This is a genomic window from Sneathiella sp., from assembly GCF_029233945.1.
In the GTDB taxonomy this organism is placed as follows: Bacteria; Pseudomonadota; Alphaproteobacteria; order Sneathiellales; family Sneathiellaceae; genus Sneathiella.
On record NZ_JARGOQ010000002.1, the window covers coordinates 17,863 to 44,093 of the forward strand.

A 26,231-nucleotide genomic window follows, 5' to 3' on the forward strand; every position below is an offset into this window, starting at 1 on the left:
GATCTGCTGGGCTTCTTTGAACGTCACCTTGATAAACATCCGGCATTGAAATCAATTATCGTGTCAGGCGAAGGTTCAAATGGGCACTTAAACCTTTCGGACCTGACTAATGTGCAAAGCCCGGTATTTGCGGCAGCGGAAACATCACCCGATGATATGTGTTTCTGGCTTTATACTTCCGGCACCACCGGCATGCCGAAAGGGACGGTACACCTGCATGGAAATCTGCGCGCCACTGCAGATTTATATGCAAAGGAAACTATCGGTATTCGAGAAGACGATATCATGTTCTCCGCGGCGAAGCTTTTCTTCGCCTACGGATTGGGCAACGGCTTGACCTTTCCCTTCTCTGTTGGTGCAACTGTCATTCTGCTGGACGGCCCGCCGACTCCGGATGATGTGTGCAATATTATAAAAAATCAGAAACCGACAATTTTTTATGGCGTACCGACATTGTTTGCCATGTTACTGGCAAGTGGTCTTTTGCCGGAGCAAGACGACCATCACTTGCGTTACTGCACCTCGGCCGGAGAAGCTTTGCCTGCCGACCTGCTCGCCCGCTGGCAAAAAAAGGTGGGGGTCGATATCCTGGACGGTATCGGCAGCACCGAGATGTTGCATATTTTTCTCTCTAACCGTCCGGGAGATGTCCGACCGGGATCAACTGGCAAACCGGTCACGGGATATGACATCCGCCTGACGGGCGATGACGGCCTGCCCGTCCCGCAAGGAGAAATGGGCGCGCTGGAGATATCTGGTCCGTCAAGCGCCCTCATGTACTGGAACCGCCGCAGCAAAAGCATAGAGACATTTCATGGGCCATGGACGCGGGCGGGCGATAAATATTATCAGGATGAGGACGGATATTTTATTTATTGCGGACGGACGGATGATATGCTCAAAGTGGGCGGGATTTACGTCTCGCCATTCGAAGTTGAAGCGGCCCTTATTGAGCATGAGGCAGTCTTGGAGGTCGCCGTTGTCGGCATGGCCGATTCGGATCAATTAATAAAGCCAAGAGCTGTGATAGTGGCTAACCAAGCCAACTATGATACCGATGCATTGACGGAGGAATTGAAGCTATTTGTCAAAGAACGGCTGGCACCATTCAAATACCCACGTTGGATTGAATTTGTCGAGGAGCTTCCCAAAACGGCGACAGGGAAAATACAGCGATTTAAGCTGCGTGACCCTTCGTAAAACTCAATGACCGGCCGGGCTGCAGCGCAAAAATGGCGTTCCGTCACGCTACTCGCAATTTGTCAGGTCATGGCGCTCTCACTCTGGTTTTCCGCAACCGCGGTAATCCCTGAACTGAAATCGGAATATGGCTTGAGCGATCTTCAAGCTTCCTTCTTTTCAAGCGCCGTCGCCATCGGTTTTGTTTGCGGCACACTGATCAGTGCGTTTCTCGGCCTCGCAGATCGTATCCCGCCCAAGACGTTTTTTGCCGCCGCAACCATTATCGCCGCAATCGCAAATGCCTCGATCATCTTTTCTGATCCGACGTCTTCCTTCGTTATTTTTCTTCGTTTTCTGACCGGTGTTTGCATGGCGGGGATTTATCCGATCGGCATGAAGATGGTATCGACATGGGCGAGACGGGATACCGGCCTTCTGGTGGGATTGCTGGTTGGTGCCCTCACGATAGGCAGCGCCTTTCCTCACATCCTTAATCTTCTCGACCTTAGCGGCATCGACTGGCAATTAACGTTGATCGCGAGCAGCCTTCTCGCCGTTGGCGCAAGCGCGCTTATCATTTTAGTTTCTCTTGGCAGCGATATCCCGAAAGCCCCGCCGTTTGATCCTTCTTCCGCTTTATATGCCTGGCGCTACAAACCACTCAGACTGGCTAACTTTGGATATTTCGGTCATATGTGGGAACTTTATGCGATGTGGGCCTGGATCGGGCTTTTCCTGTTTGAAAGCTTCCGGATCAGCGGCCTCGAGAATGATCGCCTTTATGCCAATCTCGGGACATTTGCGACAATTGCCGTCGGCGGGCTCGGCAGTTTGATCGCGGGCATCGCGGCCGATCGGGTGGGCCGGACGACTGTGACCATCCTTGCTATGGCCGTGAGCGGAACATGCGCCGTTCTCGTCGGATTTCTTTTTGGCAGCTCCCCTGCCCTATTGATTGCCCTCTGCCTGATCTGGGGCGTGTCCATCGTCGCCGATTCCGCGCAGTTTTCTACCTGTGTTATTGAGCTCAGCCCTAAAAACATGATCGGCACGATGCTGACAATCCAGACTTCTATCGGCTTTCTGATCAGTCTCACGACAATTCATCTCATTCCCGTCTTTATCGATTTCGTTGGCTGGCATTATGCATTCGCACCACTTGCCGTCGGGCCGTTTCTTGGCGTGATCGCGATGATGAAACTTCGGCATCTACCCGAAGCCACATCTTTGGCGAATGGTCATCGATAACACCTCTGGCATTTGTGGGGTTGATTTTATTGCGGTATAAGCCAAATACTTAGGTATATAAGGGCGCGCCAGAAATAAAGGGGAGTATGATGATCAAAGGACTTCACCACAACGCATACCGATGCCGAAATTCTGAAGAAACGCGGCGCTTCTATGAGGATTTTCTTGGGCTTCCACTGGCCGACGCGCTTTCAATCAGCGAATCCATGACGGGCCGAAAAACCGAAGTCCTTCATACATTCTACCGGATGGATGATGGCTCCTTCCTCGCCTTCTTTGAAGCCCCCGATCAGGAGTTCGAGTTCAAAGACCAGCATGATTATGATCTGCATATCGCCCTTGAAGTGGATATGGACAGCCTTCACAAGATGTTCGCCAAGGGGAAGGAAATGGGCTTTGAAACCCGCGGGATTTCCGATCATAAATCCATCCACTCGATTTATTTTCGCGATCCCAACGGCTATGTGATTGAACTGACGGCGAAAGTTCCGGAAAAAACCCCGGACCTTGAAACCGCTGAAGCGCATGCCAAAAAATTGTTGCACGAATGGAACGAAGCCCATAATGCGGCATAAAATCTGACCAGTCAGAACCTATTTAGGGTTGTTTTCAGGAGCAGTTTAAAAATAACCTACGCTCGTGGAAAAGACATTGTCCGGGGGATTCTGATGCTGCGTTGTAAAATAGGCTGGTTTGTATTCATAGGCTGGGCATGTGTTATGGCTTTGCCTCTGACGGCTGCCGCTGCGGAAGATCGCTACATTGGATATTACTATCCCGCCCCTGCAGAGATCGAAACTTATTGCGCTCGCGTCCCCGCTCTTTCCGGCATAGATAAACGTCGCCGTGTCGGATTTGTTATCGGGATCAAGGAGGGGATGTCGAACAAGCCCTATGATTCGGCATACTCAGTCTTTGTGAAAGGCGGCGAATCCAGAAAGCTGATCATTGTCGCCAAGACAGATGATCATCTGGAGACCATTTACCGGGTCCGCGCTTTGCTTGCCGATCTGACCAACAGCGCCAGAACAACACCAATATTTGATGAAAGCGGCGCACCAGAAAATCTTACCTTTCTGGATTTACTGGCGTTGCTGGGCTTCGAATCCGTAACCGCAAGCGATGGCAACAAATTCACTCACCAGATTGAAATACGTCAGCTAACCGAAGATGCCTGCCATACCCAATCTATTGATTAGTAATGCACAATCCCGGGGATACGGCACTGGCCGCTTGTGTACATCATTGTCACGGCGCAATTGTCGGAAAGCTGAACAGTCAGGTTTCCCTTACATTTTTCGAAACTGACCCATCCATTTAATTCTTCAGAGCCTTCTGAGGCTACGGAACCCCGGCTGGATACAATATAGGTAACGCTTGCAGTGCCCAGCGCGTCAATATCCAGCTTTTCAAGCTCATTCTCCACAACGCCGGCGCACCCGGTTTCACGCCATTCTTCCGCTCTCACCTCAATCGGTAGCAGCATGGCGGCCATGGTCAGGCACACAATAATCATATTTGCTATTTTCATTCCTGCCTGCTTCCCTCAAGAGAACTAAAAATTTCTGCCACGCGATTTATCATGGCCTTTAGCCAAAGCATTGGGCTACAATTTGACGGAAAGCAACAACCATAAAAAGGAAAAAACATGCAACCAGTAAATGTTGTCGCCATCATCACCGCAAAACCTGGTAAGCGGGAGGAAGTCCTCACAGCCTTCAAAGCCAATGTTCCCGCCGTTCACGCGGAAAAAGGCTGCATTGAATATAACGCCGTTATCGATATGGACGGTGTTGGCGGCTTTCAGGCGGAACTTGGAGAGAACAGCTTCGCTGTAATCGAAAAGTGGGAGAGCATGGATGCCCTGATGGCACATGCGGTCTCTGATCACATGAAAGCTTATGGCGCCAAAACCAAGGACATGCTGGACAGCCGTACCATCCATATCCTGAAATCCGCCTAAAAGCTGTCAGAGTCGACCTGCAACCATCCTGAGCAGATTGAGCGTAGCGTAAAGAACACAAAAAAGCCGGAGGAGACATGATCTCAACTCCGGCTTTATGTTGGTGGCTCCTCCCAGACTCGAACTGGGGACACATGGATTATGATTCCACCGCTCTAACCAACTGAGCTAAGGAGCCACGAAGCAGGCGCCCAATCCACGCAAACAAGCGAGCGGCAGGCCCTTTGAAGCCCGGTTTTTAGGGTTTTTACAATGTCCTGTCAAGCAAGGAAATGACAATAGTCAGGCCAATTGTCGCTGACTGCCAGCGATTTTGACGGGCGCCTCCGTTCCGGCAATCCACCCACCCCCGAGAAGCCGGTCACCGTCATACATGACGCAAGCCTGACCGGCAGAAACGCCGGGTTCCGCTTTTGCAAGATGAACCTCCGCCCAACCGCGCGGAGCGCCGAAAACGGTCGCCGCCATCGGCTCTTGCGTGGAGCGGACCTTGACCATCACCTCCGTGCCGTCTTCATCGAGCGGATCATCACCGATCCAGTTCATTTCCCGCAAGGTGAGCTTGGAGACAAGAAGGGCCTCCGTCGGCCCCACAATGACGCGGTTCCGATCCGGATCAATCCGAACGACATAAAGCGGGCTTCCTGTCGCGATGCCAAGACCGCGGCGCTGACCGATTGTGTAGTTGATGATTCCCGTATGCCGCCCCAGTATAGTGCCGTCCAGATCGACAATATCTCCCGGCACAGCAGATCCTGGCCGCATGCGTTCAATAACTTTTGCGTAATTGCCGTTCGGAACAAAGCAGATATCCTGACTTTCAGGCTTGGCCGCGACTGCCAGATTATATTTATCGGCAAGCGCGCGTGTTTCCTCTTTCGTCAAATCGCCGAGGGGAAAACGGAGATAGTCCGCCTGCTCCTGTGTTGTCGCGAACAGGAAGTAGCTCTGGTCCTTGATGGCATTACGGCCGCGAAAAAGATGAGCCTTCCCGCCGCTGCCGTCGCGACGAAGGTAATGGCCGGTTGCAAGCGCAACCGCACCCAAATCCTTCGATGTTTCCAAAAGGTCCCGAAATTTCACGGTTTGATTGCAACGGACACAAGGCACTGGGGTTTCACCGCGCAAATAGCTGTCGGCGAATTCATCCATTACGCTGTCCTGAAACCGGCTTTCATAATCCAGAACATAGTGGGGGATGCCAACGGCCTCCGCCACGCGGCGGGCATCATGGATATCCTGCCCCGCGCAGCAGGCGCCTTTTTTCTGAACTGCAGCACCATGGTCATAAAGCTGCAACGTGATTCCGACCACGTCATAGCCCTGATCTTTCAGGAGCGCAGCCGTAACCGAACTATCGACGCCGCCGGACATGGCGACAACGATGCGGGTATCTTCCGGCGCTGTATCAAACCCTAGTGAATTCATGGCGGGCAATATAGAGCGCGCCGCCTAATATGCAAGCCTATCGCGCCGTAAACTCACTATTTACAGGAAGTTCAGCAAACTCATGCGGTTGATTGTGCTCAACACATTGTAGGACACCTCAAGCGCCAGCTCCCGTTGGGTAAGGTTGGCAATTGCTTCAGCGGCATCGACATCTTCAATATCACTGACGAAGACCTTCGTCTGGTCAATCTGTAGATTGAGAGCCTCCATCGTCTCGTCCATAGTTTTCTGATTGAGACCGTTATTCCCCCGAAACCCGGCGATATTGTCGAGCATGGATTCAAGAGTTGCAATCTCACCGACCAGAAAATCCTGATCCTCTTGTGAAAGAGGGGAACCAAAACTGTTGGACGGGCCGGTTGGTACCGGTGTCGTGGTCGGCACCACACCATTTGCCCAAAGCGCCAATCGTTGCAGGGAGGTCATGACCTCGAGACCGATTTCATCCGCCAGCACCCCAACTTCGAGGGTCCGGTTTTCATCTATGCGAACTGTCGCTTTCAGATCGTTGTTCTGGAAAATATCTGTCGGCGGTTCCGCCGCGGCCATCAGATCATTAATCGTTGAAAGATTTACCGGCGGCACATCATTATTGGTTCCGCCAAAGAGATACCCTTCGGTATTCTGACTGTTCAGGAAATTCAGCACCGTTTCAAATGCGCCTTCGACAGTACCGGAGAGACCCTGCGGGGAAGCCGTGTTAATTGTCGACATGACAGCAGACAGGACATCTCCGCCCGCACTTTCCACACCCGCCAATGCCTGATCATATTGCGCAAGGCGGCTCATAACCTTGCCGTTGTTCGCTTCATACTGTTCGAGGCGGGAAAGCAATGACTTCGAGCCCGCTAGGTTTGTTACATCCATATGGATGTCCTTATAGTATGCCGCGACATGGCCCGTTGACACCTGCCGTTGTGCATCTGAAAGCTTATACTGGCTCCCCAGCATTTCTTTGATAAGCGTCTGGCTTTGCTGATATGTTGAAACGCGTGTCATCGTTCTTCTCCTAAACGAGATTGATCAGGACGTCATACATTTCCCGCGCCGTCGTAATGATCTGCGCGGAGGCATTATATGCGTTCTGGTAAATGATAAGATTGGCAAGCTCCTCGTCCATGTTGACGCCGGAAACTGACTGCATTCGGGCTTCAAATTCGCCGCTCAAAGCAGCACGGTCACTTTGCAGGCTCTCTGCTCGGGCGGCATCCAAACCGGATTTCGCCAGTATCTGGGCCGCATAATCACTAAGAGAAACGGAAGACCCGGTCAGTCCGCCCACAGTAGAGAATGCAAAGGATTGTGTTGCCAGATCCTGAAAGGCAAGTGCACCGCGGTTATCCGCTGCGGTAAGCGCAGGCGTTCCCGATGGATCAATCTTCGCGGTCGCCAGGAGCTGGAGATTAGCTGAGATTGACGGATCAACAGAAAATTCCAACCCCGCGTCTGCCGGATATTGCAGACCGACGCCAAACATCTCGGAGAAACTTGTGCCGGTGCCACCACGATCCGATGTATCCGACGGGACATTGATGCTGTAGTTTTCAAACCCTGAGACAGGGGTGAAGGATAAAGCACCATTTGCATCCACCGATGCGGTCACGAATGATCCCATGTTGCTGTTAATTTCGGTGACGACATCCGCCATCGTTCCGCCGATCACACCAAAATCCAGAACCATCGAAATGGGTTCTTCCCCGTTCGGGCCGATCAGTTCCAATGCTGTCGTCCCGGTGAAACCATGAGCATCGGCCGACGTTAGCCCGGTCTGGTACGACGTCTTGGCTCTCGTTGCGATCAAATCATTCATACCGAAGAAATGAGAGAACCCGCGCCCACCACGTTCGGAGGGATTGGCGGCTTCCTGCCCGATCCCGACGCCGGTGGCGCCGCCTTGTGCGGACATCGTCAGGGCACCGCCCGTCAGGCTCAGCGTTCCGGCACCGAGGGCGCCGTTCACTTCTGCCATAACATCGGCCATCGTCGTTGTACCGGGATTATCAAAATCAACTGTATAGGAAGCCACAATATTATTGCCGGCATCAAAACTGTAGAACGTTGCCTGACCCGTAAAGCCATGTGCATCTGTTGCCAGAACGCCTGTCGCATTGCCGGTCATCATTGCAGGCGGCGGGATCGCAATATTATCGTTATGCACGGCATTAAACTGCTCCGCCACACCGGAGGCAAGCGCACCGATCTGAGCTGCGAGATTAGGCAACTCTGTATTTCGCATATCGATCCAGCCCCGGAGCGACCCGCTCTGTAATTCCGGATCCAGCGCAAGGCCCGTATCCGCGATAGTCCGGGTTGTCGGATCATAAACATTGAGCGTGACCTGATCGAAAACTGTCTGGCTGGTAACATCCGCCGCCGGCGAATAAACAAGCTGACGCGGTTCGAAATCAAGAAGCTGTTGCCCGGCATCTGTCACCACAGCGACGGCGCCATCACTCATGGGATAGGTCTTAACGTCCATGATCTTTGAAATTTCAGAAAGAGCCTGCGCGCGCTGGTCTTCCAATTCGCCAACCGGCTGATTGCTCTGGGAGGCTGACTTTATTGCAAGATTCAACTCATAAATTCTGAGAATAGCATCGTTTACGACATTCACTTCTTCCGCGATATGATGATCCGCTTCCTTTCGAAGGTTTTGGATCTTTGTAAGCAGCCTATCCGTCTCAATCCCAAAATTCGCGATTTCATCGAGCGCCGCCGTGCGCGACACTGACATGGTCGGGTCAATCGTCAGCGCTGCAAAGGCGGAATTCATACCGTCAAGCTTGCCCGTCAGGGAATTATTCGCTGCCGGATCACCAAGCAGGGATTGCAACTGACCATAGATCTCAGACATGGCTTTATATTGTTCGGATCCGGCCGTCGCGAGCCGCAGCTCTTTTGCGATAAACTCATCCGTAATACGCCGAACTTCGGATATCTCTACACCCGTACCAATTCCATTTACACTGATGGCACTGTATTCAACTGTTTTACGCGCATATCCTTCTGTCTGGACATTGGCGATGTTCGTTGATGTCACATTCAGCGCGGTTTGGTGCGCCAGCATCCCACTTACGCCAGAGTTAAATATTGCGTTCAGGCTCATGATAGTTGCTCCAAAGCGATTGGCGTAACGGGGGCTTCACTGGAAAAAACAGCCCTTCCCTGGCAAAAGCTACCGGGCCGCATTTGCGCATCAATCGCGGATAAATCCCGCGATATATTTCTAACTGTATGTTTTATATAATTTTTTAACGTCATACCGAACTGCTCGCTTATATGCTTCAGGCACGAAACCCAGCCTTCACCCATACAGAAAGCAATTTCAGTGCCAAGTCATGACGGCATATAAGGGAACAGGTCTATATCAGCCGAAAACAGACATAACGCGCTTGCAATGGTTCCCCAAGGCATCAAGTTTCCAACTAGGCGGCGCCGCCTCTATCCCAGTCCTTTTTGAACTCGGCAAATTTCTCCCCTTCATCAAAAACGACCGGCCACATCCGGAGTATTTTTCCTAATTCAATTGGTAAAAAATATGCAACCTATTATTTTTATTGATTTTTTTGTCTTATTAAAAACTGGCCCGATGCTTGCTTCTTATCTCAGCGAACAATTATAGCGCGCGACGCATTTACATTGAATGAGAGATACATCATGGATGTTGGGCAGATAATAACGGCGACAGAGCCGAAAAACCGGGACAAGGATCCGTATCGGAACGAGGACGAGGATTTCGCAAGCTATGTGAATGAGACGGCCCCGAAGAATGAGTCGCCTATTAAAGAGAAATCTGCGGGTCAGAACCGCGCCGAAGCGGAGGAACCCGTTGAGGCACAGAACACGGCACCCGAGCGTTCAGTCGAGAACAACAGCACGCCCAAGGAAGATGTGCCTGCCCCGGCCGCGACAGATAAAGCACCCACATCTGAAAAAGCAGCAAATATGCCGCCGGTCGATAACTCTGCCTCAACGGCAGCCGCGCCGGCAACAGCGCTACCAGCAACACCGGTCACCGCTTCAAGCGCGACCGGAACCGAGGGAACTGCCGAGCAACCTTCAGCACCCGTACCCGCGGCCACTCCGGCGGCAACCCAAACTCCAATAGCCAACGGCTCAACGGAAAACCCATCAGCCGAGAAAAATGTAGCTGCAGATACGGGCAAGAAGCCAGAGCCAAACACCAACTCTACCAATATAAAGAATTCTGACGCCGCCTCAACGCAGGTCGCCTCACCGGTCGCTGCTGCGGCGCAGACTGAAGTGAAAAAGCCTGCGGAGAAAAATACGGCGTCCGCATCTACCCAAACGGGGAATGAGAAAACTGTAACCGCACCTCCATCTGAGGCGAAGGCGACGCCCCCTTCTTCGGAAGCGCTTGCCGCCGTGCGGGCTGAAGCCAATGCCAAAATGAGCGAAAAGGATGTCCTTTCGTCAAAAATTGCCGAGATGCTTCAAGACGGGAAGGGAAAAATCAGCCTGACCGCAGGCAAGCAGCAGCAGAGTTTCCAAACCGCGCTTGCCAGCAGCACCAATCTGGTCACCGCCAACATGATCAATAATGCAGCCGCGAACCCGAGCGTGTTGCCCGGATCCGGCGGCGAGATGGATGGTACCGTTTCCCAAACGCCCCTGCCCATGACGGGGAATGCTCAAGCATTGCCTTCGGATTCCGTGAACCAGACCATGCCGACCGCCTCGACCGGCAGTGTGCAAGGCGTTGAAGCAACCGCAACAAATAATGCCAGTCAAGCATCTAATGCTGCCCGTGCAGCAGCCCACATGCCAGTAGCCGAGCAGGTTTCGACGCAAATCAGTACCGCCATCAAGGAGGGTCAGGATCGAATCAAGATCAGCCTACATCCGTCGGAACTCGGTCGGGTCGAGGTAAAACTCGATATCGGACATGATGGACGCGTCCTTGCCGTCGTTTCCGTTGACAAGCAGGAAACCCTTGATCTTCTGCAGCGGGACGCCCGCAGCCTGGAACGCGCTTTGCAGGACGCCGGGTTTGATACCGGCTCCAACAGCCTGAACTTCGGTCTCAGCCAGAATGGGCAGGATAGTCAGGGCGAGGATTTGAATTTCGCAAATATGAATATTCCGATGGAAGACGCGGGAAACGATGATGGTTTGTCCAATCTCCCCCTTCAGACAAAGGCCGGGGCGCCGATGAGTGATGGCGGCCTCGATATCCAGGTTTAGATAATTGACCAAATGAATTGATTTCAAAAAGTGAGTATTGAACAATGCCGGAAGTAACCTCCACATCCCAAACGCAGAGCAGCGCCGCACAAACGGCGCAGACAACTCTGGCCAGCAATTTTGATGATTTTCTGACATTGCTGACAACGCAGTTGACCAATCAGGATCCGCTGAACCCGACGGATTCCACAGAGTTTACCAATCAGCTAGTCAATTTCACGAATGTCGAACAATCGATCGCGACGAACCAGAACCTCGAAGCACTGGTTCAGTTGGAGCAGATGTCGCAACAGAACATGCTGGGCGCAACGATGATCAATTATCTCGGCAAGTCCATCGGCACAAATCTCAATGTGTCCGCATTGAACGATGGCAATGCAGCCTGGAATATTGACCTTGGAAGCAGTGCCGCAACCGTGAAATACGATATTTACAACCAGAAGGGCGACATTGTGTTCTCCGAAACCGCAGAAGGCGTGGCGGCCGGTGAGCAGCAATATAGCTGGGACGGCACAACCAAAAGCGGAGCCGCTGCCGAAGATGGCGCCTATTATCTTGTCGTTACAGGCGAAACCGCAGGCGGCAGCGCCGTTGATGTCGGCTACAGTTTTGAGGGCATCGCCACAAGCGTTGAAACCGTCAACGGAGAACCCGTCATGATGGTCGGCGACGTTCCAATCGGCCTAGGCTACATCACTTCCGTCACTCAACCAACAACGACTGATCCGTCCGCTTAATCGCGGCTAACCAAGACGCCTTCGCCATTCATTAGGTGGGCGGTTAAATTAGGAGAGAAAAAATGAGTTTAACAGCAGCAATGTTTTCCGGTGTTTCGGGATTGGCCGCGCAATCAACGGCGATGGCAATGATCTCAGACAATATTTCCAATACGAATACGGTCGGCTATAAAGGCAGCAATGCTATCTTTTCAACTTTGGTGACCGAAAGCGCGACTGACACCTCCTATTCCGCTGGTGGTGTGTTAGTACATCCGCGCGCACAGGTTGATCAACAAGGCCTAATTACCGCCTCGGATTCCGTTACGCATATGGCAGTGGCCGGAGATGGTTTCTTTGTCGTTAATACTCTTGCCAATCCAACCGGATCGGAAGGCAATTATATCTATACCCGGGCGGGTACGTTTGAGCCCGACTCTTCAGGATTGCTCCGTAACGCTCAAGGGTATTATCTGCAGGGTTGGGAAATCGATAATGACGGCAATATTCCAACTAACCAGTCTGATCTGGCCGCTCTCACCCCGGTCAATATTACGGGCCTTACAGGGAACGCCGAAGCAACAACGGTAATAAACCTTAAAGCCAATCTCTCTTCTGACCAGGCCACTTTTGGCGCCGGTTATGTTGCAGGGGATATGGCAGCGGGCACAACAACGCCTCATTTTGCAAGATCCTTCCAGGTTTATGACAGCATGGGCTCTGCTCATGGCATCACGTTCAACTTCCTCAGGACAGGAACCGGCGTTACACCAAACGAGTGGACGGTTGAGATAACAGCAGACATCGACGAAGACGGTACAGAAGATGTCCTCGCGTCACAAATTGCGGCCTTCAATTCGGATGGTACGTTGGATCTGGGCGCAACAACTCTCACCAACACAATTACTATTCCTTGGGCCGCGAGCCTGGGCATCGACACACCGCAGGACATTACCCTGAATTTCGGCTCAGATGCATTGTCGGACGGCTTCACCCAATCGGCCTCAAACTCTGAGCTTGTTTCCTCGGAAGTAAATGGGGCGGTATTCGGCGCCTTTGATTCAGTCTTCATTAATGAAGAAGGCGTAGTGATTGCCAAGTTCGATAACGGGACATCGAAGGAGATCTACAAAATTCCGGTGGCAACCTTTGCTAACCCGAATGGTCTTCGAAATCGCGACGGCAACTCCTACGATGAAACACCTGATTCAGGCACCTTCACTTTGCGAGAAGCTACCTTCGGGGGCGCCGGTAGAATTATTTCGTCTGCAACGGAAGCCTCAACCGTCGATATCGCATCGGAATTCACGCGCATGATTATTACGCAGCGTTCCTATTCGGCCGCGGGTAAAATCATCACAACCGCAGATGAAATGCTGGAAGAGCTGATCCGCCTGAAAAGGTAGTTTTTAAGGCCCTAAAATCGACGTCTTCATGGCAGAAATCTCCTGTTTCCGCCATGAAGATAAAATTAACCAACCTCATTAGCTGTTTGTTAAATCGATAGGCATATGATCTTAGTTCAAGGCTAAATGTAAGTATGAGGTAGAGTACAGATGCAGTCGCAAATAGACCGCAAAGTAAATCGGATTATTGGACTGGATGGTCAGCCCATGACGATCCATGATCTGCCGCCGAAAGATACCAAGAGATGGGTCATCCGGCGGAAAGCTGAAGTGGTCGCCGCCGTTCGCGGTGGGCTGATCAGCCTGGATGATGCATGCCGACGCTATACGCTTTCTGTCGAGGAATTTCTGTCTTGGCAAAAAGCGATCGATAAACATGGCCTGCCGGGACTTCGAACAACCCGGATCCAGGAATATCGTCCAAATGATCCAACATATAATAATGACTAGTTAATTTACTTGTTATTCACTTTTCAGAAAGCCCGGCCAAAACGCCGGGCTTTTATTTTCTCCCAACGCACTCCTCATCCAGGGCCCATTGCTCTGGCAAATAAATCACCCGGAAAATCTGATAGGCAAAATATTCCGCTCACCCGGCAAATTTTGCCTGCCGTTAACCAGTTGTTTATTTCCTCATCGTATCGTTCGTGAAGTGGAATAAATTTTACCGGTATTTTATTTGAGTGGGGGCATCAACGTGAACGGAATAAGCCAGCTTCTGCAGAGTCTGGGAGCAGTTAGAGTGATTATCCTCGGTGGGGTCGCCGTCGGATTGATTGCTTTAATCATGTTAATGGCGACGCGGATCAGCAGCCCGGATTTTGCTCTGCTGTATGGCGGACTGGAACCGTCCGACTCTGCAGCCATCGTATCCAAGCTCGAAGCTGAGAACATCCCGTTTCAGATCGCTGGCAATGGCCGTGATGTCCTTGTTCCCAGCGATCAGGTCGCCTTGATACGCCTCAAAATGGCCGAGGCGGGCCTGCCCAATGGCGGTTCCGTTGGCTATGAAATTTTTGACAATTCCGACACCTTTGGCACGACCAGCTTTGTTCAGAACGTAAATTTTGTTCGTGCCCTTGAGGGTGAACTCGCCCGCACCATCCGTGCCTTGAATAATGTTTCCGCCGCACGTGTCCATCTCGTACTGCCGAAGCGGGAAGTGTTCAGCCGCGACAAGCGAGAGGCCAGCGCCTCTATTGTCCTGAAGCTTAACGGACGGGGGCGGCTGACGGACGATCAGATCGCGGCCATTCAGCATATGACGGCATCTGCAGTCCCATCCCTGTCGCCATCACATATTTCCATCGTCGATGAAAATGGCAATCTGCTTGCGCGGGGCGACGGCAAAGAAACGCAAGGTTCCGGCATCAGTTCACAGAGCGACTTCAAGCGCATCGCTTATGAAAGCCACCTGAAAGAACAGATTGAGCAGCTTTTGGAAAAGTCATTGGGGCCGGGCAACATCAGAGCCGAGGTCAGCGCCGTTATGGATTTTGACCAGCGCACCATCCAATCGGAAACCTACGATCCGGATAGCCAGGTTGTGCGCTCCTCTCAACTGGTTGAGGAAAACAGTTCGTCAAATGAAGGTCTCTCCAACGATCCCGCCGTATCTGTTGCCAATAACCTGCCCGAAGCGGGTGCGGATACCGGGGGTGGATCAAATTCCAAGGATGCAGCGTCCCGGACGGAAGAAACAGTCAATTACGAAATTTCCAAGACCATTACCACGGAAGTGCGCGAATCCGGGCCGGTTCGCCGCCTGACTGTCGCCGTTCTCGTCAACGGTCGTTCTGAAGTTGCCCCGGACGGTACCCGCTCTTATGAAGCGTTGAGCGAGGATGCACTTTCACAGGTGAGCCGTCTGGTTAAGTCAGCTATCGGCTATAACGAGGAACGCGGCGATGTCGTCGAAGTAGTCAATATGCCCTTCGCGGAGGTTATCGAAAAATTTTCGGATGAAGAAATTGTCACCGATGAAATTTTCATGGGCCTGACGAAGGCCGACCTATTCAAAATGGGCGAAATGGGCGTTCTGGTTATCGTCGCAATCCTCGCGCTGCTGCTTGTTGTCCGGCCCCTTCTTAATCGCGCGCTGGCCACCAGCGCCGCAACACCGGCTCTTGCCGGACCTGGTGGTGCCGCAATCGCAGGCGCACTGCCCGGAGGCGGCTCCATGCCGGCAATTGCCGGCAGTCAGGGGCAGTCCGGAAGTGTGCAGCAATCTGAGACTCTGAATGAAATCGAAAGCATGATCGATATTGATAAAGTTGACGGACAGGTCAAGACCTCGGCGCTCAACAAGGTAAGCGAAATCGTTGACAAGCATCCAGACGAAGCGATCTCCATCCTTCGCAGCTGGCTCTATCACGACGCATAAGGGAACGTCTTTTTTATGGTTGCAACTGATACAAAATATCTGAACGGGCCCGATAAGGCGGCCATCATGATGCTCGCCCTCGGAGACGAACACACAAAGGACTTATGGTCGCGCCTTGATGAGGAAGAAATCAAGGAAATATCGCAGGCAATGTCCAATCTCGGATCTGTTTCCTCGGAAGCGATGGAGGCGTTATTCGTCGAGTTTGCGAGCAAGATCTCGTCTACTGGAAATATCGTCGGCAGCTACGAAGCAACGGAGCGGCTGCTCATGAAAGCACTCTCGGGCGACAAGGTCGAGGGGATCATGGAGGAAATTCGCGGCCCCGCAGGCCGTACCATGTGGGACAAGCTGGCCAATGTGAACGAACAGGTTCTGGCCAACTATCTGAAAAACGAATATCCGCAGACCGTGGCCGTCGTCATGAGCAAAATCAACCCTGGCCATGCGGCGAAGGTCCTTTCCACTCTGCCCGAAGATTTCTCTCTCGAAGTTGTCAACCGGATGCTGCAAATGGAATCCGTGCAGAAAGAGGTTCTCGATAAAATTGAGGACACCTTGCGCAGCGAATTCATGAGCAATCTCGCAAAAACCAACAAGCGGGACAGCCATGAGATGATGGCGGAGATCTTCAACAATTTCGATCGCAATACGGAAGGCCGCTTTATTTCCGCTTTGGAAGAGCGCAACCGGGATTCAGCCGAAAAAATCAAGGCGCTGATGTTCACCTTTGAAGATCTGCTCAAGCTTGACCCCGCAGGCGTTCAGACACTGCTCCGGAATGTTGACAAGGAACGTCTTGGCATCTGCCTGAAGGGCGCATCGGAAAGCCTGCGTGATCTTTTCTTTACCAACATGTCGGAACGGGCCGCCAAAATTCTCCGCGAGGACATGGAGGCAATGGGCCCTGTTCGCCTGAAAGACGTTGATGAAGCACAGATGGAAATTGTCAACATCGCAAAAGAACTGGCGGATAGTGGCGAGATTATGCTGGCCGATAGCGGCGGCGATGACGAGTTGATTTACTAGGATGCGATTAGACATGACTGCAACCAACAGATTTCTGTTCGACACCGATTTCGGCACGGATCCGTCCTCCCCGGAAGCTGCGCAAAAGCGTGTTAAGCGTGAAGAACCGATCTATACGGAGAGCGATGTCACCGCGCTGAAGGCAGAAGCCTTTGAGCAGGGTCTACGCGAAGGGAAAAGCCAATCCCATAAAGAGCTTGAGACAATCGTCGCTGAAGCAATGACAGCAATCAGCGCCCAGTTAGAACATTTCTTGTCCAGTCATGAGGCGAAAATGACTGTTCTCAAGCAAGAGTCAGCGAAACTGGCTCTTTCGATTGCATCAAAATTTGCCCCTGCGCTGATCGAGCTTGCACCTGAGACGGAGGTAAAGAAGCTGATCGAGGATTGCCTTGTCGATCTTCATGACGAGCCAAGGATCGTCATTCGTGCAAATGAAGAGGTTTGCGAGAATATTTCCGGAAAGATTGACGAAATCACAAACCGCTCTGCCTTTCAGGGGAATCTTATCCTTCTTCCTGACGAAACCAGACATGCCGGTGATTGCCGGGTTGAATGGGCCGACGGCGGAACAGAACGCCGCCTTGAGGATATTGAGGCGCGGCTCGAAGAAGTTATTAATCGCTTTATTCGCTCAACCGGCGAGACAGAGCAACAAACCCCGCAAGTTATGGATCAGCCGGTCGCTGAGCAATTTTAAGGAGTGAGACCGTGGCAGAAGATGAAGAACTCAACCTTGAGGACCTGAATAAGACACCGGCAACGGATACTGACGTTGCGGTCCAGGAAGAAGCCGCCGAAGGGATGGCTTTGGATGGCACCGATGCGGAGGATGATACAGAGATTGCCCGCACGGCATCGGATCTGGAAGCCGTCTTCGACATTCCGGTGCATGTCACCGCAGTTCTTGGCAAGTCCCGCATGCGGGTGAGTCAGCTTCTCAAGCTCGGTCGTGGCGCCGTCATTGAACTGGACCGAAAAGTCGGTGAAGCAATCGACATTTATGTGAATAACCGTCTGGTCGCGCGCGGCGAAGTCGTTGTTGTTGAGGACCGTCTCGGTGTCACGATGACGGAAATCATCAAGGCCGATCGCCGCTAGTAAACATTGGATAGTGCAGTGAACAAAATTGATTTAGCAACGGTTCTGGGTCTGTTTGGCAGCTTTACGCTGGTGACGGGCGCTGTCCTGCTTGGCGGGTCGATTGGCTCTTTCTTCAATCTGCCATCCGTATTGCTGGTGCTTGGGGGAACTTTCCTCGTCACGACAATCAGCTTTTCTTTAACCGATATTATCCGTGCCCAGAGATTAGTCCTGAATACGCTGTTTACGCGCAATGTGACGCCCGATCTTGCGGCCTACTCCATGCTCGATCTCGCGGATAAATGCCGCGGCAAGGGTGTCCTGCACCTGCAGAACTACATGCAGTCACTTGATGAGGAAAGCTTTCAGCGTAAATCCCTGCAACTCGTCGTCGATGGCCTGCCCGTCGAAGAGGTCAATCGCATTCTGCAAAATGACCTGAATGGCATGATTGCCCGGCACAATGCCTGCTCCAGCGTGCTGCGGAAAGCCGCTGAAGTTGCCCCGGCCATGGGTCTGATCGGCACGCTTGTCGGCCTCGTGCAAATGCTCGGAAATCTGAATGATCCATCCAGTATCGGTCCGGCCATGGCCGTTGCCCTACTTACCACGTTCTACGGTGCCATTCTTGCCAATATGTTCTTTAACCCGCTGGCCTCCAAACTGGAGCGTAATTCGGCGGAGGAAGTTATTCTAAACCGGGTGTTCATGCTCGGCGCCACGTCTATCGGACGGCAGGAAAACCCCCGCCGCCTTGAAATGTTGTTAAACACCCTGCTGCCGCCCGCAAATCGCGTGCAGTACTATAGTTGAGTCACTAGGAGAGTAAGTCGATGAGGTTGCTTATAATTGGTTCCCTGAACGGTCAGATTGGCGCTGCCAGCCAGATCGCCATGTCACGCGGTGCCAAGGTCAGTCAGGTGGATGATATCGAGATGGCTATGGCATCGCTGCGAGCAGGCAAGGGTGCCGACATGGCAATGATCGATGTCAATCTGCCGATTAAAACCCTTGTCACCATGCTTTCCAGCGAACGGATCAACCTTCCCGTCATCGCCTGCGGCGTGAATACCGACGCGGCGTCCGCAGCGAACGCCATCCGCGCAGGCGCAAAGGAATTCCTGCCCCTGCCGCCGGACCCCGAACTGATCGCAGCAGTCCTGGAAGCCGTATCCCAGGAAAGCCACAAGCTTGTTTTCGCGGACCCCGTCATGAAAGACGTTGTCGCCCTCGCAGAACAGATCGCACCCTCATCTGCATCGGTTCTGATCAATGGCGAAACGGGGACAGGCAAGGAAGTCATGGCGAGCTACCTGCACACACACAGTAACCGTGCCGACAAGCCCTTCGTTTGCGTAAACTGCGCCGCCATTCCGGAAAACCTGTTGGAATCGGAGCTTTTCGGTCATGAAAAAGGAGCCTTTACCGGCGCGATTGCCCGACGCATTGGAAAATTTGAAGAAGCCAACGGCGGCACGCTCCTGCTTGATGAAATCAGCGAGATGGACATCCAGTTACAGGCAAAATTACTCCGCGCCATTCAGGAAAAGATGATTGACCGCGTCGGCGGCACCAAGCCAGTTCCGGTTGACATTCGCATCATAGCGACGTCGAACCGTGATCTTGCCGAAGCCGTTGCCGAAAAGTCTTTCCGCGAAGATTTGTTGTTCCGGTTGAATGTCGTCACACTTAAAATTCCGCCCCTTCGTCAGCGCACAATCGATATCGAGGTTCTTTCCAAGCATTTTGCGAAAAAATATTCGGAATCAAACGGGCTTAGCGACCGGCGCCTCGACGATAGTGCCATAGTAAAACTTAAAGCAAATCCATGGAGAGGAAACGTTCGCGAGCTTGAAAACACGATCCATCGTGCCGTTCTTCTCTGTCAGAGCGATATGATCACCGGGGATGCCATTCTTATGCCTGACGGCAGTGCCACCCCGGCAGATCACGCCGCGCCTGTATCAGGCGGCGTAGAAAATGGCGCCGCTATGGCAAGTCCGCTTGTCGGACGAAAGGTCGCGGATGTCGAAAAGGATCTTATCCTGAATACGCTGGATCATTGTTTCGGCAATCGTACCCATGCCGCGAACATACTAGGCATTTCCATTCGGACGCTGCGGAACAAGCTCAAGCTTTATTCCGGTGATGGCGTTGAAATCCCGGCAGCAACCGGAGACAACCGGTATCAGGCCCGCGCCTGATTGCCTTAAGAATATATTCGAGTTCCGGAGCGTATACAGTAAATGAGTGAACCCCAATCAACAGCGGCGGCGGCACAGGGAGGCAATGAGTTCCTCCAACGGATAGTGCAGATGGTCGGGCGCAGCGATATCGGTCTCGCCCTTGGCGTTGTCTGTATCCTGATTGTCCTGATCCTGCCGATGCCAAGCTGGCTGCTGGATTTCAGTCTGGCCATATCGATCACCTTTTCCGTCGTGATCCTGATGACTTGCCTGTTTATATCCAAACCCCTGGATTTCAGTTCCTTCCCGACGGTTCTCCTGATCGCGACGATGTTGCGGCTCGCCCTGAACCTTGCCTCCACACGCCTGATCCTGTCCGAAGGACATACAGGCCCGGATGCAGCCGGTCACGTCATCGCCGCTTTTGGTAGTTTTGTCATGGGCGGCAACTTTGTGATCGGGATTATTGTTTTCTCTATTCTGGTGCTGGTGAATTTCGTTGTCATCACCAAGGGTTCCGGTCGTATCGCCGAAGTCGCCGCCCGATTTTCTCTTGATGCCATGCCCGGCAAGCAAATGGCGATCGACGCCGATCTTTCTGCGGGCATGATCAATGAGGACACGGCCCGCACACGGCGCAAGGAACTGGAGGATGAGAGCGGGTTTTTCGGCTCCATGGACGGTGCCTCGAAATTTGTGCGTGGCGACGCGATTGCCGGTCTTCTGATTACATTTATCAATGTCATCGGTGGCATCATTATTGGCGTCGCACAGGAAGGCATGTCTTTCGCTGCCGCCGCAGACAGCTACACGCTCCTCACGGTTGGTGATGGTCTGGTCAGTCAGGTTCCGGCTCTTATCGTCTCCGTTGCGGCGGGCCTTCTGGTTTCGCGCGGCGGGGTTGTCGGCTCTACGGATAAAGCCCTGCTCGGTCAACTTGGTGGCTATCCCCGTGCGCTCGGGGTTAGCTCCTTCCTGTTGGTTGGCCTCTCTCTACTGCCCGGCGTTCCGATAATTCCCTTCCTGGTGTTGGCGGGCGGCATCGGTTATTCAGCATTTGTCCTGAACCGCCGACAGGAGGTGAAGGCCGTCGAGGAAGAGCAGCTTCTGCTTGAAAACAATAAAGCTGCTGTTCCTGCGGAAGAGCCGATTTCCACAGCGCTCGCAATTGACGATCTGCGCCTTGAGCTTGGCTACGGCCTGCTGTCCCTGATCAACGATAATGAGGGCTATCGCCTGACCGATCAGATCAAGGCCCTGCGCCGCCAGATCGCCAGTGAAATGGGCTTTGTGATGCCCAGTGTCCGCATCCTCGATAACATGCAGCTTCCCGCCAACAACTATCTTGTCCGGGTCAAGGAGGTTGAGGCAGGCGCTGGCGATGTACGTCCGAACAATCTCCTGATTATGGATCCACAAGGGCAGAATATCGATCTGCCGGGCGAGGAGACGGTCGAGCCGACATTTGGCCTGCCCGCCGTCTGGGTTGATACGGGCCAGCGCGAGGAAGCCTCTTTCCGGGGGTATACAATTGTTGATCCGGCAACCGTCATCACGACGCATCTGACTGAGATCCTGAAAGATCATATGCCGGATCTGCTGTCATATGCAGAAACGCAGAAACTTCTCGACGATCTGCCAAGCGTCAACCAGAAGCTTATTGCCGATCTGATCCCGACGCATATTTCGGTAAGCGGCACCCAGCGCATTTTGCAAAACCTCCTTTCCGAGCGAGTCTCCATTCGTGATTTGCCAACCATTCTGGAAGGAATTTCGGAGGCGACGGGATATTCGCAGAATATCAATATCATCACAGAGCATGTTCGCGCCCGACTGGCGCGCCAGATCTCGGCAGTAAACACTGCGGAGGACGGCTATATTCCGTTGATTACACTGACCCCGCAATGGGAGCAGAATTTTGCCAATGCCATTGTCGGCCAGGGCGATGACCGGCAGCTATCCATGGCGCCAAGCCAGCTTCAGGAGTTTATCGCAAGAGTGAGAGAAGTTTTTGAAACACTGGCAAGTCAAGGGCATAACCCGGTTATGCTGACCAGTCCGGCGATCCGCCCCTATGTCCGGTCCATCGTCGAACGCTTCCGTCCATCAACGGTAGTCATGTCACAGAATGAAATCCATCCAAAAGCCAGATTAAAAACACTGGCACAGGTCTGAGGCAGCGATAGATGCGGATCAAAACCTATACAGCCCCAACCATGGAAAAGGCGATAAATCTGCTGCGCCTCGAAATGGGACCGGAAGCAATCATCCTGTCCAGCCAGAATATAAACAACGGTGATGTCCAACTGACGGCCGCCGTCGAACAAATCGATGCGGTGGCGCCACTAAATAACGGCGCTTGGGCAACGGAATGGGATAGCGACTGGAAAGCGGAAGTGGCGGAACCGCCGCGTCCAAAACCAAACGGAAATGCCCATCGACCCAAAAGCTCCAAAGCGGCCACCCCGTCATCGGAAAAATCCGCCGAAGAGCAAATTACCCCGAAGATGGAAGCTCTCGTTCAATCGATGGCCTATCACGGGATTCCGCCAATCCTTGCGGAAAAGCTCTGCCGGACGGCGCTTGCTGTTAAATCGGAAGACACGGAACTGGCTCTCGCGGCGGCGCTGGACAGTCATTTCAAATACACAGCACGTAGTTCGGGGCACAAACTACCCATAATGCTTGTCGGTCCGCCCGGCGTTGGCAAGACAATGACCCTTGCTAAATTTGCTGCGGCAGGAAAGCTGGAAGGACGCAAGGTGCATGTTATCACCACGGATACCAGCCGTGCAGGCGCCATCGAACAGCTAAAAGCCTATACGGATATTCTTGAATTTGATCTCGAAATCGCCGAGACACCAGAGCAGCTCGCATCTCTTGTAAACAAAAAGAAAGAGATAGAGAACGTCGACCTTCTCATCGATACCGCCGGTGTCAATGTCTATGATGAAGATGACGTCACCAAGCTTACCCGGCTAATCATTGCCGCTAAGGCAGAGCCTGTCGCTGTTCTCGCCGCCGGCACCGATACCGCTGAAATGAGCGATACAGCAGAAGGCTTTGCGACGCTGGGTGCGCGACGATTAATAGTGACGCGCCTCGATACCACGCGACGCTATGGCGGGGTTTTCACAGCCGCCCATACGGCCAAACTCAGCTTCTCCTACGCCAGCGTTTCTTCATCAGTTGCCACCGGCCTCCATAAGATCAATCCGGTAAACCTCGCCCGGCTTCTATTGAGAGACCCGACACAACCCAAAGTCGACAAAGAATTTGACAAGGTAAAGCCATGATCCAGACCGAAAGCCCTCTGCGCAACCGCCCGTCACACCATCCGGCGACCGAGCCCGCGGGCAAAAACCTCATTACGATTGCGTCCGGCAAGGGCGGTGTCGGTAAAACGGTTCTCGCCATCAGTCTTGCCGAGGCCCTTGCCAAAGCCGGGAAAAAGATTCTGCTGTTTGACGGCGATGTCGGGCTTGCCAATGTCGATATCCAGCTGGGGATTATGCCTGAAAAGGACCTGGCGACCGTTATCACGGGTGAAATGGCGTTGAAGGACGTGATTTTCAAATGCGCTGCGGGCGGGTTCGACCTTATCGCCGGCCGATCTGGCTCCGGCGCTCTGGGCAGTATGTCCGTGGGCCAGCTTAAGAAAATCCGGGAGGATCTGGCCGCACTCGGCAGTAAATATGATTTCATCATTCTGGATCTTGGCGCGGGCGTCGATGATGCGGTGAAGACGCTTTCCAACGGACAAGGGACGAAACTGGTGGTCACCACCGGCGATCCCACATCGCTCACGGACGCCTATGCCTATATCAAGGTGACATCACAGATGATGCCGGGGGCAGATCTGCGTGTCTTGATAAACATGGCAAAATCAGAGGCTGATGGGCAGAAGATATACGGAAAACTGCTGAGCGCCTGCCGGAATTTTCTGAAATTTGAACCCCCGCTCGCTGGCATCATCGAACTGGATGAGAAGGTTTCCAACGCAATCCGTGCGCAGGCCGGGCTTATGACGCGATACCCAACCAGCAACGCGGCCGGGAATGTTGATAGTCTTGCACACAACATCATCAAGGGAGCTGCATAGTAATGCGGTAACAATGAATGAGTGGAATTCGCTCACCATCAAGCGTGTCGTCCGGACTGACGGGCAGCGCCAAATCCCCCTCCTCCGGGCAGGGACCGGTTGAACCGGCGACACCTGCTGCGCCAACGGGAGAGCAGGCTGGCCTACCCGCCCGCACATCGCAGCATCCCAAACCCTCCGCCGCGATCAGCGAGAATACGCCAATAAACGCCGTCGTGATGGCAAAATCCACGAACGATAATATTGTCCTTCACACCGTGTTCGGCAATTTCAGGATTACGACGCCAACGCCCCTGACCATCGGCAGTCATATTGTGTTTGAAGTAACTGAAATGCAGGAGGTTATTTTAGCCCGGTTACTTGCCATGAATGGCCGGAGTTTTTCGCCGCCCATCGACGTCAGATTATTGCCTACTGTGGAGAAAACAGTTTCAGGAGCGGAAGGGTACTTGAAAGCCGGGCAGTTGCATCCGCTTGAGCTAAAATCGGATATGCAAAATCTTGCGGCCTCTTTGTCACCGGTTGCCAAGACCGCGACGATCCCCCCCAAAACACCGGCCCAACTCTCGACCTTGATGCCACAGCTACCAGCCGATAAGCCAGTCGCCTCCCCAGCGGGAAACGTGGCCACCATTCAAAGTGAGGGAGGCCCCAAATCCAACCAGATGGGGTTCTCGGCCTACCAGAAGTACCACAATCCATCAATACCACCCGCGCAAGGCGCGGCGGGACAGACATCACCCGCTCCTCTCGGGTCTTCCAAGCTACCGGATACGATACAACGTCACATAGTTGTTGCTGACGTCCTTCGGCTACCATCTCCGACAGCCGTTGAAACGCCCCGGGGTTCAATTCCGATTGCAGAAGGGGCAAAAATCAACCTGATTGTTCGGCCGCAACAGATAACCGGCTCTCTGTCTCCCCGTGACGGCCTTTTTCAGGGGACGGTCATTGCGCTCAGCAGCGCATCGGCAACCAATGGCAATAGCCGCGTAACCCTGCAAACTCCGCTCGGGACGCTCTCCTATACAACAACGACCCCTCCTGCGACGGGGACAACTGTGCAGTTTTCCATCGCGGACGGCATTGACGTTTTCCCTCTTCCCAATGCGGAAACTCAACAATCTGGTGGGCGTCTACCAACGATCGGAGCTATGGGAGATTGGCAGAATCTTCGAGAATCCCTTAATCTCGTTGCGCGTCAGGATCCCATCATTGCCCAGACCGTGATCAATCAAATTATGCCTCAACCCAATACTCAGCTTTCGAACAGCCTGCTGTTTTTTATGGCAGCGCTGAACCTGGGCTCTATCGAGAAATGGCTGGGCCAGGATTTCGCCCATGCCCTGAAGGCAGCGGGTCGGGCTCCTCTCCTGCAAGCGCTCGAAGATGATTTCGCGACTTTTTCAAGGTTACAGTCGGATACCGGCGGACAGGACTGGAAGACCCTTAACTTCCCGTTCTTCGATGGACATAACCTGAGGCAGATACGTATGTTCCATCGGCAGAGAAAAGACCCTAACAATGCCGATCCTGATAAGGACACGACCCGCTTCGTTATCGAGCTTAATTTAACTAAATCCGGACAGTTGCAGCTTGATGGCCTCTTCAAGCGCAGTGTGTTCGATCTCGCCGTTCGCAGCCATCAGGCGATCCCGGAAGAAATGCGCCTGCATATCGGTAAGCTTTTCAACGAGCATATAGAGATTTCCGGTCTAAAAGGACAGCTAATTTTTAAGACCATTCCCTCCTTTCCCGTTGATCCGCTGTCGGAGTGGGAGAGCGGTCATGATGTCGGTGCCCGCACCTAAATGCCAAGCTCCTTGCGCGCTGCTCTGGTTAGTTTCGCTTTAATTATGGAATAAGCTTCGCGAATATAGGCCTCAATATCCTGATCCGTCATCGCATCCCTCTCAACCAGCTGTACCCACTTCGCCCGCGCAAGATAGGGCGCCGGAATGATGCCGTCCTGTTCAATAAGGATTGCATAAGTAAGATCACTGCACTTAAAACCAATTTTCTCCGCCTCCCCCGGGCCCCAGTTGGAACAGATGGCGAATATCTTTCCCCCGATTTTCCAGACAGACGCATTTCCCCACTGCACGACATTAGTGACAGCAGGCAAGGTGCCACAGAACCGGTCAAATTCGTCTCTCGTCATTTCTCTTCACTCCTTTCACAGCATTCCTCCATTCCCGCATTCCGCATAACTCTTTCTCAATATTCGAGCTTGATAGATTGCGAGCGCTACGCCATATTCCCGGTCAAATCCGCACGAT

General features: G+C 52.9%; 24 protein-coding genes and 1 tRNA gene. 19 read left to right on the forward strand and 6 right to left on the reverse strand.

Features of this window, described 5'->3' with window-relative positions; translation table 11 throughout:
- The 4 genes from P1U71_RS01440 to P1U71_RS01455 all read left to right on the forward strand — a co-directional run.
- Positions 1-1,200 (forward strand): benzoate-CoA ligase family protein (locus P1U71_RS01440; RefSeq protein ID WP_301103765.1); only part of this gene is annotated, 1,200 nt, incomplete at its 5' end.
- A 6-nt stretch (positions 1,201-1,206) separates the two neighbouring features.
- Positions 1,207-2,430: an MFS transporter gene (locus tag P1U71_RS01445; protein WP_301103766.1), complete on the forward strand. Its 1,224-nt coding sequence runs from the start codon at positions 1,207-1,209 to the stop codon at positions 2,428-2,430.
- Positions 2,431-2,519: 89 nt separating this feature from the next.
- A complete protein-coding gene (locus tag P1U71_RS01450; protein WP_301103767.1) occupies positions 2,520-3,005 on the forward strand; it encodes a VOC family protein in 486 nt (161 codons plus the stop codon).
- Between the two features lie 93 nt (positions 3,006-3,098).
- Positions 3,099-3,629, forward strand: a complete 531-nt coding sequence (locus P1U71_RS01455) for a hypothetical protein (protein WP_301103768.1) — start codon at positions 3,099-3,101, stop codon at positions 3,627-3,629.
- Here the strand turns inward: P1U71_RS01455 and P1U71_RS01460 are convergent.
- A complete protein-coding gene (locus P1U71_RS01460) occupies positions 3,626-3,961 on the reverse strand; it encodes a hypothetical protein (protein ID WP_301103769.1) in 336 nt (111 codons plus the stop codon). The two genes, P1U71_RS01455 and P1U71_RS01460, sit on opposite strands and share 4 nt — an antisense overlap.
- A gap of 117 nt (positions 3,962-4,078) precedes the next feature.
- Between P1U71_RS01460 and P1U71_RS01465 the strand changes: the two genes are divergently transcribed.
- Entirely contained in the window at positions 4,079-4,393 is a 315-nt protein-coding gene (locus tag P1U71_RS01465) for a putative quinol monooxygenase (protein ID WP_301103770.1), read from the forward strand.
- Between the two features lie 101 nt (positions 4,394-4,494).
- Here the strand turns inward: P1U71_RS01465 and P1U71_RS01470 are convergent.
- The 4 genes from P1U71_RS01470 to flgK form a co-directional block, all read right to left on the reverse strand.
- Positions 4,495-4,571: transfer RNA gene (locus P1U71_RS01470), tRNA-Met, on the reverse strand.
- Positions 4,572-4,675: 104 nt separating this feature from the next.
- Entirely contained in the window at positions 4,676-5,821 is a 1,146-nt protein-coding gene (gene mnmA, locus P1U71_RS01475; RefSeq protein WP_301103834.1) for a tRNA 2-thiouridine(34) synthase MnmA, read from the reverse strand.
- A 60-nt stretch (positions 5,822-5,881) separates the two neighbouring features.
- The gene (locus tag P1U71_RS01480) at positions 5,882-6,841 is read right to left on the reverse strand and encodes a flagellin (protein ID WP_301103771.1); all 960 of its coding nucleotides are present in this window, start codon (positions 6,839-6,841) and stop codon (positions 5,882-5,884) included.
- A gap of 10 nt (positions 6,842-6,851) precedes the next feature.
- Positions 6,852-8,948: a flagellar hook-associated protein FlgK gene (gene flgK, locus P1U71_RS01485; protein WP_301103772.1), complete on the reverse strand. Its 2,097-nt coding sequence runs from the start codon at positions 8,946-8,948 to the stop codon at positions 6,852-6,854.
- Positions 8,949-9,499: 551 nt separating this feature from the next.
- Here flgK and P1U71_RS01490 point away from each other — a divergent pair.
- The 14 genes from P1U71_RS01490 to P1U71_RS01555 all read left to right on the forward strand — a co-directional run bounded on the left by P1U71_RS01490 (position 9,500) and on the right by P1U71_RS01555 (position 25,763).
- On the forward strand, positions 9,500-11,047 hold the full coding sequence (locus tag P1U71_RS01490) for a flagellar hook-length control protein FliK (protein ID WP_301103773.1): 1,548 nt from the start codon (positions 9,500-9,502) through the stop codon (positions 11,045-11,047).
- A gap of 44 nt (positions 11,048-11,091) precedes the next feature.
- Positions 11,092-11,784 carry a flagellar hook capping FlgD N-terminal domain-containing protein gene (locus P1U71_RS01495; protein WP_301103774.1) on the forward strand — a complete coding sequence of 231 codons (693 nt, stop codon included), beginning with the start codon at positions 11,092-11,094 and terminating at the stop codon, positions 11,782-11,784.
- Positions 11,785-11,846: 62 nt separating this feature from the next.
- Positions 11,847-13,169, forward strand: a complete 1,323-nt coding sequence (flgE, locus tag P1U71_RS01500; RefSeq protein WP_301103775.1) for a flagellar hook protein FlgE — start codon at positions 11,847-11,849, stop codon at positions 13,167-13,169.
- Between the two features lie 150 nt (positions 13,170-13,319).
- Positions 13,320-13,619, forward strand: coding sequence for a DUF1153 domain-containing protein (locus tag P1U71_RS01505; protein ID WP_301103776.1), 300 nt, complete (start codon positions 13,320-13,322; stop codon positions 13,617-13,619).
- A gap of 247 nt (positions 13,620-13,866) precedes the next feature.
- Positions 13,867-15,552: a flagellar basal-body MS-ring/collar protein FliF gene (gene fliF, locus P1U71_RS01510; RefSeq protein ID WP_301103777.1), complete on the forward strand. Its 1,686-nt coding sequence runs from the start codon at positions 13,867-13,869 to the stop codon at positions 15,550-15,552.
- 15 nt (positions 15,553-15,567) lie between these two features.
- Positions 15,568-16,581 (forward strand): flagellar motor switch protein FliG, encoded by a 1,014-nt coding sequence (fliG, locus tag P1U71_RS01515; protein ID WP_301103778.1) that lies wholly within the window; start codon positions 15,568-15,570, stop codon positions 16,579-16,581.
- A 13-nt stretch (positions 16,582-16,594) separates the two neighbouring features.
- Positions 16,595-17,281: a FliH/SctL family protein gene (locus P1U71_RS01520; protein WP_301103779.1), complete on the forward strand. Its 687-nt coding sequence runs from the start codon at positions 16,595-16,597 to the stop codon at positions 17,279-17,281.
- 104 nt (positions 17,282-17,385) lie between these two features.
- A complete protein-coding gene (gene fliN, locus P1U71_RS01525; RefSeq protein WP_367281097.1) occupies positions 17,386-17,682 on the forward strand; it encodes a flagellar motor switch protein FliN in 297 nt (98 codons plus the stop codon).
- 18 nt (positions 17,683-17,700) lie between these two features.
- The gene (locus tag P1U71_RS01530) at positions 17,701-18,477 is read left to right on the forward strand and encodes a MotA/TolQ/ExbB proton channel family protein (protein ID WP_301103781.1); all 777 of its coding nucleotides are present in this window, start codon (positions 17,701-17,703) and stop codon (positions 18,475-18,477) included.
- 20 nt (positions 18,478-18,497) lie between these two features.
- On the forward strand, positions 18,498-19,868 hold the full coding sequence (locus P1U71_RS01535; protein ID WP_301103782.1) for a sigma-54 dependent transcriptional regulator: 1,371 nt from the start codon (positions 18,498-18,500) through the stop codon (positions 19,866-19,868).
- A gap of 42 nt (positions 19,869-19,910) precedes the next feature.
- The gene (flhA, locus tag P1U71_RS01540; RefSeq protein ID WP_301103783.1) at positions 19,911-22,025 is read left to right on the forward strand and encodes a flagellar biosynthesis protein FlhA; all 2,115 of its coding nucleotides are present in this window, start codon (positions 19,911-19,913) and stop codon (positions 22,023-22,025) included.
- An 11-nt stretch (positions 22,026-22,036) separates the two neighbouring features.
- Positions 22,037-23,146: a hypothetical protein gene (locus P1U71_RS01545; protein WP_301103784.1), complete on the forward strand. Its 1,110-nt coding sequence runs from the start codon at positions 22,037-22,039 to the stop codon at positions 23,144-23,146.
- Positions 23,143-23,952, forward strand: a complete 810-nt coding sequence (locus P1U71_RS01550) for a MinD/ParA family protein (protein WP_301103785.1) — start codon at positions 23,143-23,145, stop codon at positions 23,950-23,952. Before P1U71_RS01545 ends, P1U71_RS01550 begins: the two co-directional genes overlap by 4 nt.
- Positions 23,953-23,969: 17 nt before the next feature.
- Complete coding sequence (locus P1U71_RS01555) at positions 23,970-25,763, forward strand: hypothetical protein (protein ID WP_301103786.1); 1,794 nt, start codon at positions 23,970-23,972, stop codon at positions 25,761-25,763.
- Here P1U71_RS01555 and P1U71_RS01560 read toward each other — a convergent pair.
- The gene (locus P1U71_RS01560; protein ID WP_301103787.1) at positions 25,760-26,113 is read right to left on the reverse strand and encodes an MmcQ/YjbR family DNA-binding protein; all 354 of its coding nucleotides are present in this window, start codon (positions 26,111-26,113) and stop codon (positions 25,760-25,762) included. The genes P1U71_RS01555 and P1U71_RS01560 overlap by 4 nt on opposite strands.
- Positions 26,114-26,231: the final 118 nt, after the last annotated feature.